This is a genomic window from Photobacterium pectinilyticum (assembly GCF_024357955.1).
GTDB classification, from domain to species: domain Bacteria; phylum Pseudomonadota; class Gammaproteobacteria; order Enterobacterales; family Vibrionaceae; genus Photobacterium; species Photobacterium pectinilyticum.
Genome location: NZ_JANEYT010000009.1, coordinates 91716 through 105970, shown reverse-complemented (window position 1 = coordinate 105970; position 14255 = coordinate 91716). Strand labels below are relative to the sequence as shown.

General features: G+C 45.9%; 12 protein-coding genes, 1 pseudogene and 1 riboswitch. Of the genes and pseudogenes, 6 read left to right on the top strand and 7 right to left on the bottom strand.

Features of this window, described 5'->3' with window-relative positions; genetic code table 11:
* Positions 1 to 191 precede the first annotated feature (191 nt).
* Both pflB and NHN17_RS06260 read right to left on the bottom strand, forming a co-directional pair.
* Positions 192 to 2489 (bottom strand): formate C-acetyltransferase, encoded by a 2298-nt coding sequence (gene pflB, locus NHN17_RS06265; RefSeq protein ID WP_255041284.1) that lies wholly within the window; start codon positions 2487 to 2489, stop codon positions 192 to 194.
* A 437-nt stretch (positions 2490 to 2926) separates the two neighbouring features.
* Positions 2927 to 3337 (bottom strand): DUF2799 domain-containing protein, encoded by a 411-nt coding sequence (locus NHN17_RS06260; RefSeq protein ID WP_255041283.1) that lies wholly within the window; start codon positions 3335 to 3337, stop codon positions 2927 to 2929.
* 220 nt (positions 3338 to 3557) lie between these two features.
* Here NHN17_RS06260 and murQ point away from each other — a divergent pair, with 220 nt between their 5' ends.
* The gene (gene murQ / locus NHN17_RS06255) at positions 3558 to 4466 is read left to right on the top strand and encodes an N-acetylmuramic acid 6-phosphate etherase (protein WP_255041282.1); all 909 of its coding nucleotides are present in this window, start codon (positions 3558 to 3560) and stop codon (positions 4464 to 4466) included.
* Between the two features lie 31 nt (positions 4467 to 4497).
* Here the strand turns inward: murQ and NHN17_RS06250 are convergent, their stop codons facing one another.
* The gene (locus NHN17_RS06250; protein ID WP_255041280.1) at positions 4498 to 4677 is read right to left on the bottom strand and encodes a hypothetical protein; all 180 of its coding nucleotides are present in this window, start codon (positions 4675 to 4677) and stop codon (positions 4498 to 4500) included.
* Between the two features lie 127 nt (positions 4678 to 4804).
* On the opposite strand from NHN17_RS06250, the pseudogene NHN17_RS26030 reads away from it, so the two are divergent.
* A pseudogene (locus NHN17_RS26030) lies at positions 4805 to 4921 on the top strand (DoxX family protein); the annotation flags it as partial.
* 101 nt (positions 4922 to 5022) lie between these two features.
* On the opposite strand, the gene NHN17_RS06240 reads toward NHN17_RS26030, so the two are convergent.
* Positions 5023 to 5223, bottom strand: coding sequence for an MbcA/ParS/Xre antitoxin family protein (locus NHN17_RS06240; protein WP_255041278.1), 201 nt, complete (start codon positions 5221 to 5223; stop codon positions 5023 to 5025).
* A 208-nt stretch (positions 5224 to 5431) separates the two neighbouring features.
* Between NHN17_RS06240 and NHN17_RS06235 the strand changes: the two genes are divergently transcribed.
* Positions 5432 to 6778, top strand: coding sequence for a magnesium transporter (locus NHN17_RS06235; RefSeq protein WP_255041277.1), 1347 nt, complete (start codon positions 5432 to 5434; stop codon positions 6776 to 6778).
* A 330-nt stretch (positions 6779 to 7108) separates the two neighbouring features.
* Here NHN17_RS06235 and NHN17_RS06230 read toward each other — a convergent pair whose 3' ends face one another.
* The gene (locus tag NHN17_RS06230) at positions 7109 to 7996 is read right to left on the bottom strand and encodes a patatin-like phospholipase family protein (RefSeq protein WP_255041275.1); all 888 of its coding nucleotides are present in this window, start codon (positions 7994 to 7996) and stop codon (positions 7109 to 7111) included.
* Between the two features lie 487 nt (positions 7997 to 8483).
* Here NHN17_RS06230 and NHN17_RS06225 point away from each other — a divergent pair, with 487 nt between their 5' ends.
* The 3 genes from NHN17_RS06225 to NHN17_RS06215 all read left to right on the top strand — a co-directional run bounded on the left by NHN17_RS06225 (position 8484) and on the right by NHN17_RS06215 (position 10928).
* Positions 8484 to 8678 carry a helix-turn-helix transcriptional regulator gene (locus tag NHN17_RS06225; RefSeq protein ID WP_255041273.1) on the top strand — a complete coding sequence of 65 codons (195 nt, stop codon included), beginning with the start codon at positions 8484 to 8486 and terminating at the stop codon, positions 8676 to 8678.
* A 122-nt stretch (positions 8679 to 8800) separates the two neighbouring features.
* Positions 8801 to 9475, top strand: a complete 675-nt coding sequence (locus tag NHN17_RS06220; protein WP_255041271.1) for a fibrobacter succinogenes major paralogous domain-containing protein — start codon at positions 8801 to 8803, stop codon at positions 9473 to 9475.
* A 247-nt stretch (positions 9476 to 9722) separates the two neighbouring features.
* Entirely contained in the window at positions 9723 to 10928 is a 1206-nt protein-coding gene (locus NHN17_RS06215; protein ID WP_255041270.1) for an acetamidase/formamidase family protein, read from the top strand.
* A 268-nt stretch (positions 10929 to 11196) separates the two neighbouring features.
* On the opposite strand, the gene NHN17_RS06210 is transcribed toward NHN17_RS06215, so the two are convergent.
* Together NHN17_RS06210 and NHN17_RS06205 are read right to left on the bottom strand one after the other, a co-directional pair.
* Positions 11197 to 12261: a saccharopine dehydrogenase gene (locus tag NHN17_RS06210; RefSeq protein WP_255041269.1), complete on the bottom strand. Its 1065-nt coding sequence runs from the start codon at positions 12259 to 12261 to the stop codon at positions 11197 to 11199.
* Positions 12262 to 12303: 42 nt separating this feature from the next.
* A complete protein-coding gene (locus tag NHN17_RS06205; RefSeq protein ID WP_255041268.1) occupies positions 12304 to 13800 on the bottom strand; it encodes a Na+/H+ antiporter NhaC family protein in 1497 nt (498 codons plus the stop codon).
* A 155-nt stretch (positions 13801 to 13955) separates the two neighbouring features.
* Positions 13956 to 14132: riboswitch (Lysine riboswitch) on the bottom strand.
* Between the last annotated feature and the right edge of the window lie 123 nt (positions 14133 to 14255).

The following is a 14255-nucleotide window of genomic DNA, read 5'->3' as shown; positions in this document are numbered from 1 at the left end:
TAGACAGGTCAATAACACTTATACAGAAAATCTCCCAGTAACATCCGCTGCACAGCCCCACCGCAAGGTGAAACAGGTTTCGCTCTTGGAAGATAAAGATAAAAAAGGCCTGCACGGAGGCAGGCCAAGTTTTGCTAACAAGTAGCTAGGTAGTCACAGCTTGTTATATTTCAGCAATGCTCCTTGAGCACTTACATTTTTTCGGTAAAGGTACGGGTTATCACATCCTGCTGCTGCTCTTTGGTCAGCGAGTTGAAACGGACCGCATACCCCGATACACGAATCGTTAGCTGTGGGTATTTTTCAGGGTGCTCGACAGCATCTAACAACATGTCACAGTTCATCACGTTAACGTTCAGGTGCTGCCCACCTTCAACGCCTACCCCATGCTCTCCCGTTTCATGGTGGAAATAGCCATCCATCAACGCTGCCAAGTTTTGCTTCTGGGTCTCGCTATTTTTACCCAGTGCATTTGGCACAATCGAGAAGGTATATGAGATACCGTCTTTGGCGAAGGCAAACGGCAGTTTCGACACCGAGGTCAGCGAAGCCACCGCCCCCTTCTGATCTCGGCCATGCATTGGGTTGGCACCGGGACCAAACGGCATACCTGCACGGCGGCCGTCTGGGGTATTACCGGTCTTCTTACCGTAAACCACATTGGATGTGATAGTCAGAATTGACTGCGTTGGCGTCGCTTCACGGTACATACTCATCTTCTGAATTTTCTTCATGAAGCGCTCAACGAGATCACAGGCAATGTCATCAACCCGAGAGTCGTTGTTCCCAAACGTCGGATAATCGCCGTCAATATCAAAATCAATCGCTAGACCATCGTTGTCACGGATCGGTGTCACCTTGGCAAACTTAATCGCAGCAAGGGAGTCTGCAACCACCGACAAGCCAGCAATACCACAAGCCATTGTGCGTTTAACATCTCTGTCCATCAGTGCCATCAGTGACGCTTCATAGCTGTAGCGGTCATGCGAGTAGTGGATAATATTCAACGCTGTCACATACTGCGTTGCGAGCCAATCGAGCATGGCATCGAAACGTGGCATAAGGGTGTCGAAATCCAATACATCATCGGCAATCGGAGATTGTTTCGGGCCCACCTGAGCTTTTGACTTTTCATCAATACCGCCATTGATAGTATAAAGCAGTGCTTTTGCCAAATTAGCGCGGGCACCAAAAAACTGCATGTCTTTACCAACGATCTGCGGGCTAACACAACATGCGATGGCATAGTCATCATTATTAAAGTCAGGGCGCATCAAATCATCATTTTCATACTGCAGAGATGATGTATCAATAGACACCTTAGCAGCATATTTTTTAAACCCTTCAGGTAGTTGCTCAGACCAAAGCACCGTCATGTTAGGTTCTGGCGCCGGTCCCATGTTGTACAGCGTATGCAGGTAACGGAAGGTGGTTTTGCTAACCAATGTACGTCCGTCGACACCCATTCCCGCCATCGCTTCTGTCGCCCAGATTGGGTCACCAGAGAATAGCGAATCGTAATCTGGCGTACGAAGGAAACGCACCATGCGCAGCTTCATAATGAAATGATCGACGAGCTCCTGAGCCTGTGACTCACTCAATACACCATTGGCCATATCTCTCTCGATGTAAACATCAAGGAAAGTGGAGGTACGGCCAAGGGACATTGCTGCGCCGTTTTGCGATTTTACAGCAGCCAGATAGCCGAAATACGTAAATTGGATAGCTTCCTGAGCAGAGCATGCAGGAACAGACATATCAATGCCGTATTTTAACCCCATGGTGCGGATGTCTTCCAAGGCTTGGATCTGATCAGCCAGTTCTTCTCGTAAGCGCAGTGTTTTTTCTAAATCTTGGCCTTGCTCTAAAAAGGCTTGGGTTGATTTCAGCTGCGCTTGTTTGTCCGCTTTCAGGAAATCAATACCATATAGGGCAAGACGGCGGTAATCACCAATGATACGTCCACGACCATAGGCATCTGGTAAACCAGTAATGATGCCGGATTTACGGCACGCTAAGATATCTTTGGTATACAGATCAAAACAGGCTTTGTTATGCGTCTTGCGGTATTCGGTGAAGGTTTTTTCAACCCCAGGATCTAACTCTCGACCATAGACTTCGCATGAGGTTTTCACCATACGGATACCACCGTTGGCAATAATGGCACGCTTGAGAGGCTTATCGGTTTGTAGACCAACAATCGTTTCCAACTCTTTATTGATGTAGCCAGCATCGTGCGAAATAATAGTCGATGGTAAGTCAGTATCAAAGTCAACCGGCGCATGTGTGCGGCTTTCCTCTTTGATCCCTTCTAAGACATTATTCCAAAGCGTTACCGTTGCTTCTGTTGCCTCTGCAAGAAAAGATTCATCACCTTCATAAGGTGTATAGTTAGCCTGAATGAAATCACGGGTGTTGACCTCAGTCTGCCAATCGCCAGCAGTAAAACCTTTCCACGCTTGAAGCATTTCAGTAGTAGGAATAGTCATATTAAATACCTAACAATAATAGTTTTCTGTGATGTATATTTTTCAAAAGAAAAAAAAGATGAAATTTCAAGGTTCAAAGCTTTTAATAAATAAACTTTTACGATCTATAAAATACAGGTTAAATGTATTTCATTAATATTTAGACTGGCACTTTTTCGATGTGCACTTGATGATTGAATCTTATGACAAACCAATACATGATTAAAATGAATTCTTTTCATTTTCTAGATGCACCAAATGCATAAGCAAAAATAAAATCAATATAATCATATAATTAAAAGAAAAAATCACAGTAAAAAAGGAATGAAAATGTGCTAAACAAGATCAAATGGAATAATCATTTTCTTTTAAACATAAAAAAACCTTCATATTATCTATTATAAATAACGTTAATGAAGGGCTTTTCTAATCTATTCGCAGCTAATCAATCAAGGTCTTTAATAGCCAAAACCAAATCCGTCTGATGAGCTCTCGCGCTCCATCTCTATAACGAAAGCATCGTGGCCATAATTATATTGCTGCCTAAATTCGCCACCATCAGGCATGCCATCGCAAATACCAAAATAGTTTTGACCTGATTTTCCTAGTTGCCATGCCTTATCAATATCACAGAACTCTACGCGACCAATCTCATAACCCGTACTGTATTTTTGTTGCGCCGCCAATAGATCACCGTCAACCAACGATGACAGTTCCCTAACCCGATGACCTTTAAGTGCATCTTGCTCACCCAGCGATTGCCAATCATTGGCAGCAACGTAGCTATCGACGTAATTGGTACTGCACCCACTCAATGCGAGCCCCATTGAAACGCCCAGTATGGCACGCATCCGTTTTTGATTATCCATTGTCGTTACCCAAAAAAATATAGCCAAAATCAGCAATGGCTAATTATGGCACAGAGGAATAGAGATTTGAGCTAGCTTTTTGATAGCACGTGAGAATTTGGCTATAGCGAAGATACAGTGCTGCTGGATAGCTCCAGCAGCAGGCAATCTCCACCTAATTCCTCGCTCTAGACTTTGCGATAACATAAAATAGTGATACCTCATTGAAACGGACCCCAGAATGAAAATTGATTTGACCAAGATGGTGACTGAAAGCCGTAACAGCGCCAGCGCAGAGATTGATACGCTATCAACCATTGATATGTTAAACGTCATCAATCAAGAAGATCAAAAGGTCGCGCTTGCCGTCGAAGCGGTACTGCCTGAAATCGCCCGCGCGGTTGATGCCATTGCTGATGCCTTCATGCAAGGTGGCAGACTGATTTATAGCGGCGCAGGTACCTCTGGTCGATTAGGCATTCTGGATGCCAGTGAATGCCCGCCAACCTTTGGCAGCAAGCCGGAGCAAGTGGTTGGGCTTATCGCAGGTGGCCATAAAGCTATTCTCAAGGCGGTCGAAAATGCCGAAGATAACCGTGAAATGGGGGCAGGCGATCTGCAGGCGATTAACTTTAGTCGCAAAGATGTGTTGGTTGGCATTGCAGCCAGCGGCCGGACTCCCTATGTACTCGGCGCCATGGACTATGCAAAATCTGTTGGCGCAACGGTTGCTTGCATCAGCTGTAATCCACAAAGCCCTATGGGTCAATCGGCAGATATAGCTATCACACCGGTTGTCGGACCGGAAGTCGTCACCGGCTCATCACGCTTGAAGGCTGGTACAGCACAAAAGCTGATCCTCAATATGCTTACCACCGGTGCGATGATCAGAACCGGTAAGGTATATGGCAATTTAATGGTGGATGTCGAAGCAACTAACGCCAAGTTGGTCGAACGCCAAAAGAACATCGTCATGGCTGCCACAGACTGTAGCCGAGAGCAGGCCGTTGAAGCACTCAATACTTGTGACGGCCACTGCAAGACGGCGATTGTGATGCTTTTAGCTGGTGTCGATGCAACAGAGGCATCATCGCTGCTGACCGAAAGTCACGGCTTTACCCGCAAAGCAATTCGCAACAATACCAATTAGGGTAAGCTAAGAAACAATTAAGACGCTCAGTTCAGGCAATAGAAAAACGATAGCGGCTGTGGAAAATACAAAAGGCTGAAATCATAATGGGCAGAAATAAAAATGCCCAGCCGAGGCTGAGCGAAATTTGCAAGTGTCCAAAGTAAGACACAATTAGCGAGTCAAATTCTAGCAAGTAGATACAGGTAAACATTGTATCTGTATCCATCATAGCCACATCTTCCTTAACCAATACTGGCACGGCTACATTAATAGTAGTTCATTTCCCATATTTGAGACTGGTCGGATGTTACTCCCCTCTCTCTACCCCATTCACCGACTGGAGAAAAAGCGAATGAATACTCGGTTGGTTCGGCGGCGATGGGCTAGAAGGCACTGGTCAGTGGATGGTCTTCGTCGGTCTGGAGCCCGGCTACCTGATGGCCGGTGGCTATGAATTCAGCTTGGCGCTACTCGCGATGTCAATCTCGTTCAAGCATCCAGCCACAGAATGGCGAGTATCAATAGGTAATGCTCGCCACTGACAGAGGCTAAGGACATTTAAGCCATAGTGGGTTCAAACAGTATCACCGGCCTTCAAACGGCGAAGCAGTTCTTTGACTTCCGCTCTTCCCGATTCAGATTTACATAGGCTCGCCGGTGAAACCAAACCCAGGGCGATATTTTCCGTGTGCAGCCAATCGTCGGCTTTTTCACGGTCGCCGAAATACGCCAAGGCATCATCGTATAACGCTTCAGGAACTTGCTGTTTATCCATCCGTCTTCTCCTCGCCAGTAACTAACCACTCACTCAATATTAAACTAACCTGATTTCATAATAGCGACAGTTAGCGATATCACAATTGACCGACAAAAATGAAAACCATACTCTATACCCAAGCTACGAGGGGCTCCCCCTCTATTACGATAAAAACAACAAGCCCAACCTTTAGCTGGCTGCTTGCGTTTGCAACAAGGAAACCTGCATGAGCAACACCATAGACTTAAGCCTGCTCATTGAGCGTATCTCTGCCGCAGATACCGACGAACAACGTCAAATTTTCAATGAACCCGAGCTCCAACAGCTAGAAGCCGGCGCATTCGCGACCTTGTTAGAGGCTCTGCCACTCGATCAACGTATGGAGCTCTGGCGTCAGTTACCCCTCAATGATCATGTCGATGTCCTTACTGCAATGCGCGGCGACACCCGGGAATGGGTAATCCAGTCATTGAGCGATGCCGAATTAGATTTGGTACTCGATAAACTCGACAACCTTTCGTTGATTGAGTGGGCTGACTCACTACCGGAAAATATCATTGATCGGGCGGTTGAAAAGCTCAGCAAAGAAGACATCGAGCTGTTTGATCGGGCCAACCAATACGATGACGATCAGATCGGTCGTTATGCCAACCCCAAGGTGCTTTCACTGCCGCAGGGGATCTCGGCCAAACGCGCAAAAATTTTGCTGGAGCGCTATGGCTACCAATATCCGGCTTCAATTTACGTCGTTACCCGTGACACTAAGTTTGTCGGTAAAGTCAATTATCAACAATTGGTCGAGGCAGAGCCGCTCACCATACTGAGCAGCCTGGCCGATACCGACACGCCAGTCTTAGAAGATGGCGCTTCTCTCACCGAAGCGGTAGAAGCCGTAGAGCATAGCCAACAATTTAGCTTACCGATCGTTGATGAAAACTTTGCCTTGATTGGCGAAATCGATACCCATCTCGCCCTCGAACTGATGCGTGAAAGCTATGAGAGTACCTTGATGGCCAATGCTGGTATGAGTGAAGAGGATGACTTATTCGCCCCAATCACCAAAAGTGCCAAGAAGCGTGCAGTATGGCTAGGTATCAACCTTATCACCGCGGTACTGGCTTCTATGACCATCAGCCTGTTCGAAGATGTGATCGCCCAGGTCGTGGCCCTTGCGATCCTTATGCCGATTGTCGCCTCAATGGGAGGGATTGCTGGCAGCCAGACCCTGACCCTGATGATCCGGGGTATGGCGCTGAATCAGGTTACCGCCGGTAACCGTCGCTCATTACTGCGCAATGAATTGGGAATAGGCTTTATCAACGGCGTGCTATGGGCAGTTTTGATCGGCCTGATGGCCGGTTTATGGTTCCAATCACCGATTATCGGCGCCATTATTTCGGTCGGCATTGTGGTTAATATCATTACAGCAGCGCTGTTCGGTGTTGTGATCCCGGTGGTACTCGACAAGCTTAAACTTGACCCGGCACTGGCAGGCTCAGTGATCCTCACCACGGTAACCGATGTGGTGGGTTTCTTTGCCTTCCTCGGAACCGCCAAGCTGTTGCTTATTTAAAAAAGTCTGTACACCGAGTTCCTCGGCGCCCCCCAGTTCTGGGGGGCTCGGCTTAACGGAATGTCTTCACGTTTACCTTACCCCTGATTATCCATATTGCTGTTAGTACCCTCATCACAATGCCACGAATAACAGCCAATAGTGGGTGTTGTTCGATGTGTTATTTACCACAATGGAGGTCAAAGCCATAATCAAAACCATCATGGTTAAGTCACTGATTACAAATTAATAAAAAATTAAAACATATCCAACCCTTTAGCCTTTTTGTCCTTCGGTCTAACTTTGTCCAGCGATGTGATACCGCTGAAGCGGTATAACCCAAAATGTAAGCTATTTCACGAGTAGTGCTTTTATCTGCGGCATCACTTCTTTTGTTGCAAGGTATCCAGCTTCGATCGCCTGTGCTTTTTCATCAAATGCTCCGCTGCTGTTCGGCTCAAATTTAGGAGCTATAACAACATCAGCACTATTCAACTCATCTTGAGACAAACGACAACTCTGCATTCGAAAAGCAGCGAGAGTAATCTTGCTAGCGGAGATTTCTGGAGCGGTTTGGTTGTGACAATAAATATCAATAGCGATAACCTTTTCAGCTCCCAAGTCTCTTGCGGTGTATACCGGTACTACGCTAAATACGCCTCCATCAACCAATATATTGCCCTGATTCTGCACAGGTATAAATGCACCCGGGATCGTTGATGAGGTTTGCACAGCATGCCCCGGATTCCCAGAACGAATCATGATTGTCTCTTGGGTGGTTAGATTCGTTGCTGTTACAGCGACAGGAATCGGCATGGCCGCAAGATCATCGTACTCGACTTGAGAGTTAATCCATTCTGATAGTCTCTTACCGTTGACTAAACCTTTTGTAGAAACAACAAAGTCAGCAATTTCCGACATTCCAACCTCATCGATGGTTGTTTTCATCTCCGCTAGGGTCATTCCTGATGCATATAGCGTTGCAGCGATTGAACCTGCGGATGTGCCGCTAACTACATCAGGTCTTATCCCCTCTTCTTCGAGTGCTTTAAGTACCCCGAGATGCATGAACCCACGTACACCACCACCGCCAAAAGCAACCCCTAGCTCATGTTCGCCGCGCTCCATTGCTGTAGACGCATTAAGGTCTTCATAAACATTTGGAGAAGAACAAGCCATTAAGCTGGCTGCTGTTACGGATAATATCAGGCTCTTTAACCTCAATTTTTTAACACCCATGAATTATAGAACACACTCTAGTGACGTTTTATCTAACGATAAGCCCCATAGCTGATAAGCCATTTCTTTATCTACCGCGCATCGTCTAGTTTATTTTCACCAACAGGGCCTAAGCTATTAGCACGCTTTGTCGGGCCATATAGCTTTATAGTTGGTAGGTTTTGATCTGTTGCACACATCATCTCTGGTCATGCCCCTCACTCTGCAGATTGAGCAATAATACGAGACATGATTGACCACATTACCTTGTTAAGCGTACTTGCATTATCCATCAACAAATTGGGGCGTGAAGCGCCAAGGTGACAAACATGCACCTCGACTTGTTTACCCGCAGATTCAATGCGTCGCTGCAACTCAAAGCCAGCTCCGCTGTTCGTGGGAGTATCTTTAAGTGGATTTAACTATATCTCTCACAAAGTTGTATAAATAGGCGAATTAGTCTCTAAAAAATGCCTATTTGTACCAATTTGATTATTGAAGCAAAAAATTGAAGGGCGATGCAGGTATCTCAGCAAGGAGAGCATTTGGTATCGGGAACGAAATCGCCAAATCGATTGAGTACCTATCACTTAACCATAGCAAGAACGTAACAATTGATGAGCTAGCTTCTTTGGTCGGTATGAGCCGTACAGTTTTCCATCGCAAGTTCAAACAAGCAACTCGAAATGCACTACTGATATAAATAGGCACTTTTTTAAGAGTATCTCGCCTAGTTTAGATACAGGGTGATAGATATAGTAATCTCACAACGTCAACGAAGGGTCACTTGTCGTGAAAAAGCTCATTTTATCTATAGGAGTCAGTATGGTTCTTGCTGCTACAACCTCAGCTAATGACACCAACAAAACGCTATACCAACTGGAAGATACTGATACTGTGCAGGACACGGAAGGTAATATCTATCGAACCGTGACGATAGGTGATCAGGTTTGGTTAGCAGAAGGATTAAGAAGCACCAAATTCCAAGATGGCTCTGATGTCAGATCAGGCGCAATACCAAAAGATGATGAAGATAACTTGTTGAAGTATGGACGACTCTACAACTGGTATGACGTTGCAGATGACAGAAACCTTTGCCCAGAAGGCTGGCGAGTCGCTACCGATGAAGATTGGAAGACGCTTGAGCGAACTATTGGTATGACCGAAGAAGAGCTTCACCAAGAAGGTTGGAGAGGTGGTGACCAAGATCTTGGCTTGCAACTTAAAGAAGCACAATCTGATGGCCCATTTAAGAAAGTGGATCAATCACTAGTCAACAAACACAACTTTTTCGCAAGACCAGCAGGTGTTATATGGAACGGCTGGTATATCACTGAGGGAGCTTACACCGAGTTTTGGACAGCAAGCAGTGCTTCCGAAAACAAGGGGATTATTCGCACTTTAGCCTATTCTTGGTGGAATGCACACAAGGGTGAAATTCGCCGCGCTACTAGCTCTAAGGACTATATGTTTTCAGTAAGGTGTGTTCGAGATAATTAACTCACATTTGTCCAGAGCTGTTTGGTGTCGTTCTACTTTTATGAGGTCGCTTGGCCAGTCTTGTCTATCATCATATTTGTGCAAAATATACATACAGGTGCACTTGTGTTTGTTTTGCACCAATATGGTGACTGGAATAGCCAAATAACCCTACAAAATGCCCGGATACTCCAAGGTAGCATCAAATAAACACTGGCACAGTAATTGCTTTATGGTATTTAAAGGTTAAAAATATCATGGAGATACAATGAAAAAACTCTCAAGCTTAGCACTTCTAGTTGCCTCGTTTTCTGCAAGTGCAGTGGTCATGGATGGTGTTGAGATTCTGCAGCCACTTTACGATGAACCTACATTTATTGAGTCTGGAAAATACGCGCAAAGCTTATATATTCCGTCCACTTTAGACACAATCATGTGGGGATATCTTCCCAATAAATTAACACAGCCTGTCGCTACAATAGATTCAGGGAGTACCGTTGTTTTTGATACTGTCTCGCACGAAGGTTTATTAGAAGACCAAGGAAGAGATCCACTTAAATACTTTGGTGCTCATGGCTATTCAACGGAATATGTACTTGAAGATGCAGTTCAGATTACGGGGTCTGACCTTGAACATGATTTCTACAAAGATGGGCCACACATTGTCACAGGCCCGGTTAAAATTAAAGGTGCGAAACCTGGTGATGTTCTGAAGGTAGACATTGTTAAGCTAGAACCAAGAGTTCCATATGGTGTGATTTCAAACAGACACGGAAAAGGAGCCCTAGTCGGTGAGTATCCTAAGAGAAAACCACAACCAAACCCTAGCGCCGAGCACCCTGAACGCTTTGGTAACGTTTCTATTCTTTCACCTATCTTCAAGGAGGACGATAAATATTTCGGTAAGCTCAAGTCTGGAGATAAGAATATTGTCTTTCCGCTAAATCCGTTTATGGGAATTATGGGTGTGGCACCTGATAAAGAGTTTCCTATCCATTCCGTTGCTCCTCAGTATTTTGGTGGGAACCTGGACGTTAAAGACCTAGTGGAAGGAACTACGGCCTACTACCGGGTAAATGTAGATGGCGCTATGTTCTATACGGGTGACAGTCACTTTACGCAAGGTGATGGTGAGGTAGCACTAACCGCATTAGAAGCCTCAGTTCGAGCAACATTTAAGCTGACAATTCTGAGAGAAGGCTCTGATGCAATACCGGGTGCATTTATTGATACTCCAGTTGGTGAAACCGCAGAGTTCTGGATTCCTGTCGGCCTTGATGAAGACTTAAACATCGCTATGCAAAACGCTACTCGTGAATCAATTAGATTCTTGGTTAACCACTATGGGATTAGTGAAGAGATTGCCCTTGCTTACTTGAGTGCCAATACTGATTTTGCAGTATCACAAGTAGTCGACAAGACAAAAGGTATTCATGCGAAAATTCGCAAAGCTGACTTTGCCGAGTTCGAATAGCGTTAACACATATAACCCCTCTGCCCCCCTTTCATGGGGGCGAATCAAAGCTCTAGACTAGCCGTTTAATCGTTAATCTTGGGGACAACAGAGTTGATGTCAGGTGTCATAGCTTACTCACTTTGGTCGCTAAAGTTTTGCCTCAACCAGACACAGCATTGTGACTAACTTTGTCGTCTGTTAGTGACTTACTCACCGTTAAATAAAAAGGGATCTAACAAACTTAGATCCCCTATCATTTCTCAGCCTAGGCGAGTCGCCCCGGTTATTACTTTAGAATGTTCTGTGCCGTTACGTAGAAATCACGTGCTCGCCCCCACACACCGTTTGGATCTTCACCCTGACATAACGTCAGCAAATGAGGTAGAAGCTGGCCGGCGAAATCTTCACTGCTTTCTTTTGGCAATACGGTCGGTAGGTGATCCACCGCCTGTACATACACACCGCTAACATCCGACTTAATAATTGGCTTAGACAGCTTAGTGCATTGGTTATAAATACGAATTGGGTTATCCGGGTTATTCGGATCGCAGCTGACATCACTGACCATGCTCAGGCGTGGATTCTCACCTAGGCTCTCCTTGGTAATGAACGGAGGAGTGCCTTCAGCAAGGTAAGCACAGTTAACCAAGATGTCGTAGTCATTGATGGCAGTGAACGGGCCGCCTGCTTTGGTTTCTTCGATATCCCAACCGTCGGCGTCGATACCCAGCTCAGCAAACAAATCCAAAGCACCACGGCCACAACGACCGTACTGACCGATAACCAATACTTTAGGCTTTTCAGCTAAGGTCGCAACCTGCTCACCCAACACCGCTAAATAATGCTCACGATCTGGATAGCTGCCCACTGCTCCGAACGCATCTTTACAGTGTAAATGGTGGATAAAACCGGACAACCCCATCGCCGCACCAACATAACCCGCCCAGTAACCGAAGGCACAAACGCGCTTGCCTAGCTCGTCTTGCAGAAACTCCAAATCAAGGATCTGACCACCACCAGCATTGAATCGTGATAGGATCTGTACCGCTTCATCCTGCCCCTTGAAGGCGTGGGCAAAATAAATGTGCTGATGCTTGAGTGCAAAATCGGCTTCTGCCAATTCCTTCAAACCAAGGATATAGGCGTGATCCGGCGCTTCAGTCCAACTATGCGCATCTGTCAGTTCACAGCCGACGTCGACATAGGCTTGGTTGGGAAAAATACGTGTTGTGCTGCGTTCCACAATCACTTTCGCACCAGTATCAATCAGTAATTTGGCTCCTGTTGGTGTCAGCGCTGTTCTGTGTTCACCGACTTTAACTTCATCTCTCAGCCAAAATAATGTATTCATTTTCAATCCTTTATAAACAATATGTTTTTAAGCCGTCACTTCTTAAACGGTAACAGGGCTTACTGAAGCCTGACGACGCACCATCAATACAATCAGAGCGATTTGCATTAATGCCGCCACTAAAATGGTGTACGGGCTACGGGTGATCTCAGCGACCATAAAACCAATACTGGCGGTCACCCCGGTTAATATGGCGTACGGGAACTGGGTACGGACATGGGAAACATGATCACACCCGGTAGACATCGAGCTCAAAATGGTCGTGTCTGAAATCGGTGAAGAATGATCGCCCAACATACCGCCACTCAGCGCTGCGCCAATACAAATCAGCGGATCAGCACCGAGCGCACTGGCAACCGGTACGGCAATTGGGATCAAAATGGCAAAAGTGCCCCACGACGATCCTGTCGCAACCGAGATAAAACTACCGATAACGAAGATCATCGCTGGCAGCAAAAATACCGGCAGGCGGTCATTCATTACCTGGCTGATATAATCCCCAGTCCCCAGAGACTTACAGATATCACCCAAGGTCCATGCCAATAGCAAGATAATCAAAATTAGCATGATCCGCTGCATTCCCGACACAAAAGTGTTGAAGGCTGTCGAAGCGGTCATAGTTTTGGTGTAGGCGTAGTAAGCAATTGCCGTTATCGAGGCAATCAAATAGCTGGTTCCCAGTGATGTACGGATCACCGGACCATTGATTGTGCCATGCAGATGGTAATTGTAAGTAAATAGGGCAATCAGTGAGCCAAACAACACCGTCAGAGGCAAGACTATCAGTGAAATTCGGCCAGATTTAGCCAGTTGCGTTTGATCTGATGACGGCTCACTCACTTCTGCCTGCTGACGAGCTTGGTGTTCCGCTTCAGCCATCGGGCCCCAATCTTTTTTCAGCACCGCATACACAGGCACACTAAACAGTGTCAGCAACGCATAGAGTTGGTAAGGGATAACTTGGAGGAAAGTAGTAAAACCATCGACTTGCTGACCCATATTATCAAACGCATTTTCAATCAACCCCTGCGAATAGACCCCCCAGCTGATAATCGGGATCAGCACACAGACCGGTGATGAGGTCGAGTCGATAATGAACGCCAGTTTTTCTTTGCTCAATTTGAGCTTCTGGTAGATTGGCGCGAACATCGGGCCAAGGATCAACGAGTTTCCCGAATCAGTAAAAAAGATACCGATCCCAGTTGCCCAAGTGGCTAGCTGGGCTTTCAATGGCGATGACACATAGCGAGTAGCCATGGACGAAAACGCCGCCATACCGCCACTTTGTTCAACCAGATAGATAAAGCCCGAAATGATAGTAATAACAATAATGATCTGTGCGTTGCTACCCGAGGCTAGCTGAATAAATGGCCCTTCAGACAGGAACATCAACGCTGTATCGACTGGATGACCCTTGGTTAAGATCAGCATGCCGCTGATCACTGCAACCCCAAGGGCTAAAACAACATGCCGAGTGGTAAAGGCGAGTATCAATGCCAGCACCGCGGGTACGATGGACAACAATCCGTAATCAGCCATTCGTAGACTTCTCCTAAAAAACAAAAAGGTATATACCCAAGCGACTTCAAGCAGCCTGGAGTGACTTGAGTATTTAAGAAGGGGGAGTATAGAAACGCGCGAGTAGACAAAGGCTGTACGAAATAGGTAGACGAACTTACCTGTTCGATGACAAAAATTGCGGTAGCTCCCCATCCAGACAGGGTCTGGATGACAGTGCTGTTCCTATTAAGAACAACCCCAGCAGCATGGCTGACGACCGGTACTGCTTCGGCATTGGCTCCTTTCATTTAGCTTCTCTGGCTGTCGACCTTCACTAAACTACTGTTAGGCAATGCGCCTCTACTAACGAGTAAGACTGAATAACTTCTCACTCTATATTGAATAAAACACAAATCTGGCCAAACCAAACTGAATTGGCCACGTAACGTGACAAAGATCACGAAAATTATTTCTTAAAACATTAATTTAACATT

What these genes read in the sequence shown, in the direction of transcription:
- pflB (WP_255041284.1), bottom strand. Translation starts at nt 2,489, where the DNA reads ATGACTATTCCTACTACTGAAATGCTTCAAGCGTGGAAAGGTTTTACT.
- NHN17_RS06260 (WP_255041283.1), bottom strand. Translation starts at nt 3,337, where the DNA reads ATGGATAATCAAAAACGGATGCGTGCCATACTGGGCGTTTCAATGGGG.
- murQ (WP_255041282.1), top strand. Translation starts at nt 3,558, where the DNA reads ATGAAAATTGATTTGACCAAGATGGTGACTGAAAGCCGTAACAGCGCC.
- NHN17_RS06250 (WP_255041280.1), bottom strand. Translation starts at nt 4,677, where the DNA reads ATGATGGATACAGATACAATGTTTACCTGTATCTACTTGCTAGAATTT.
- NHN17_RS06240 (WP_255041278.1), bottom strand. Translation starts at nt 5,223, where the DNA reads ATGGATAAACAGCAAGTTCCTGAAGCGTTATACGATGATGCCTTGGCG.
- NHN17_RS06235 (WP_255041277.1), top strand. Translation starts at nt 5,432, where the DNA reads ATGAGCAACACCATAGACTTAAGCCTGCTCATTGAGCGTATCTCTGCC.
- NHN17_RS06230 (WP_255041275.1), bottom strand. Translation starts at nt 7,996, where the DNA reads ATGGGTGTTAAAAAATTGAGGTTAAAGAGCCTGATATTATCCGTAACA.
- NHN17_RS06220 (WP_255041271.1), top strand. Translation starts at nt 8,801, where the DNA reads ATGGTTCTTGCTGCTACAACCTCAGCTAATGACACCAACAAAACGCTA.
- NHN17_RS06215 (WP_255041270.1), top strand. Translation starts at nt 9,723, where the DNA reads ATGAAAAAACTCTCAAGCTTAGCACTTCTAGTTGCCTCGTTTTCTGCA.
- NHN17_RS06210 (WP_255041269.1), bottom strand. Translation starts at nt 12,261, where the DNA reads ATGAATACATTATTTTGGCTGAGAGATGAAGTTAAAGTCGGTGAACAC.
- NHN17_RS06205 (WP_255041268.1), bottom strand. Translation starts at nt 13,800, where the DNA reads ATGGCTGATTACGGATTGTTGTCCATCGTACCCGCGGTGCTGGCATTG.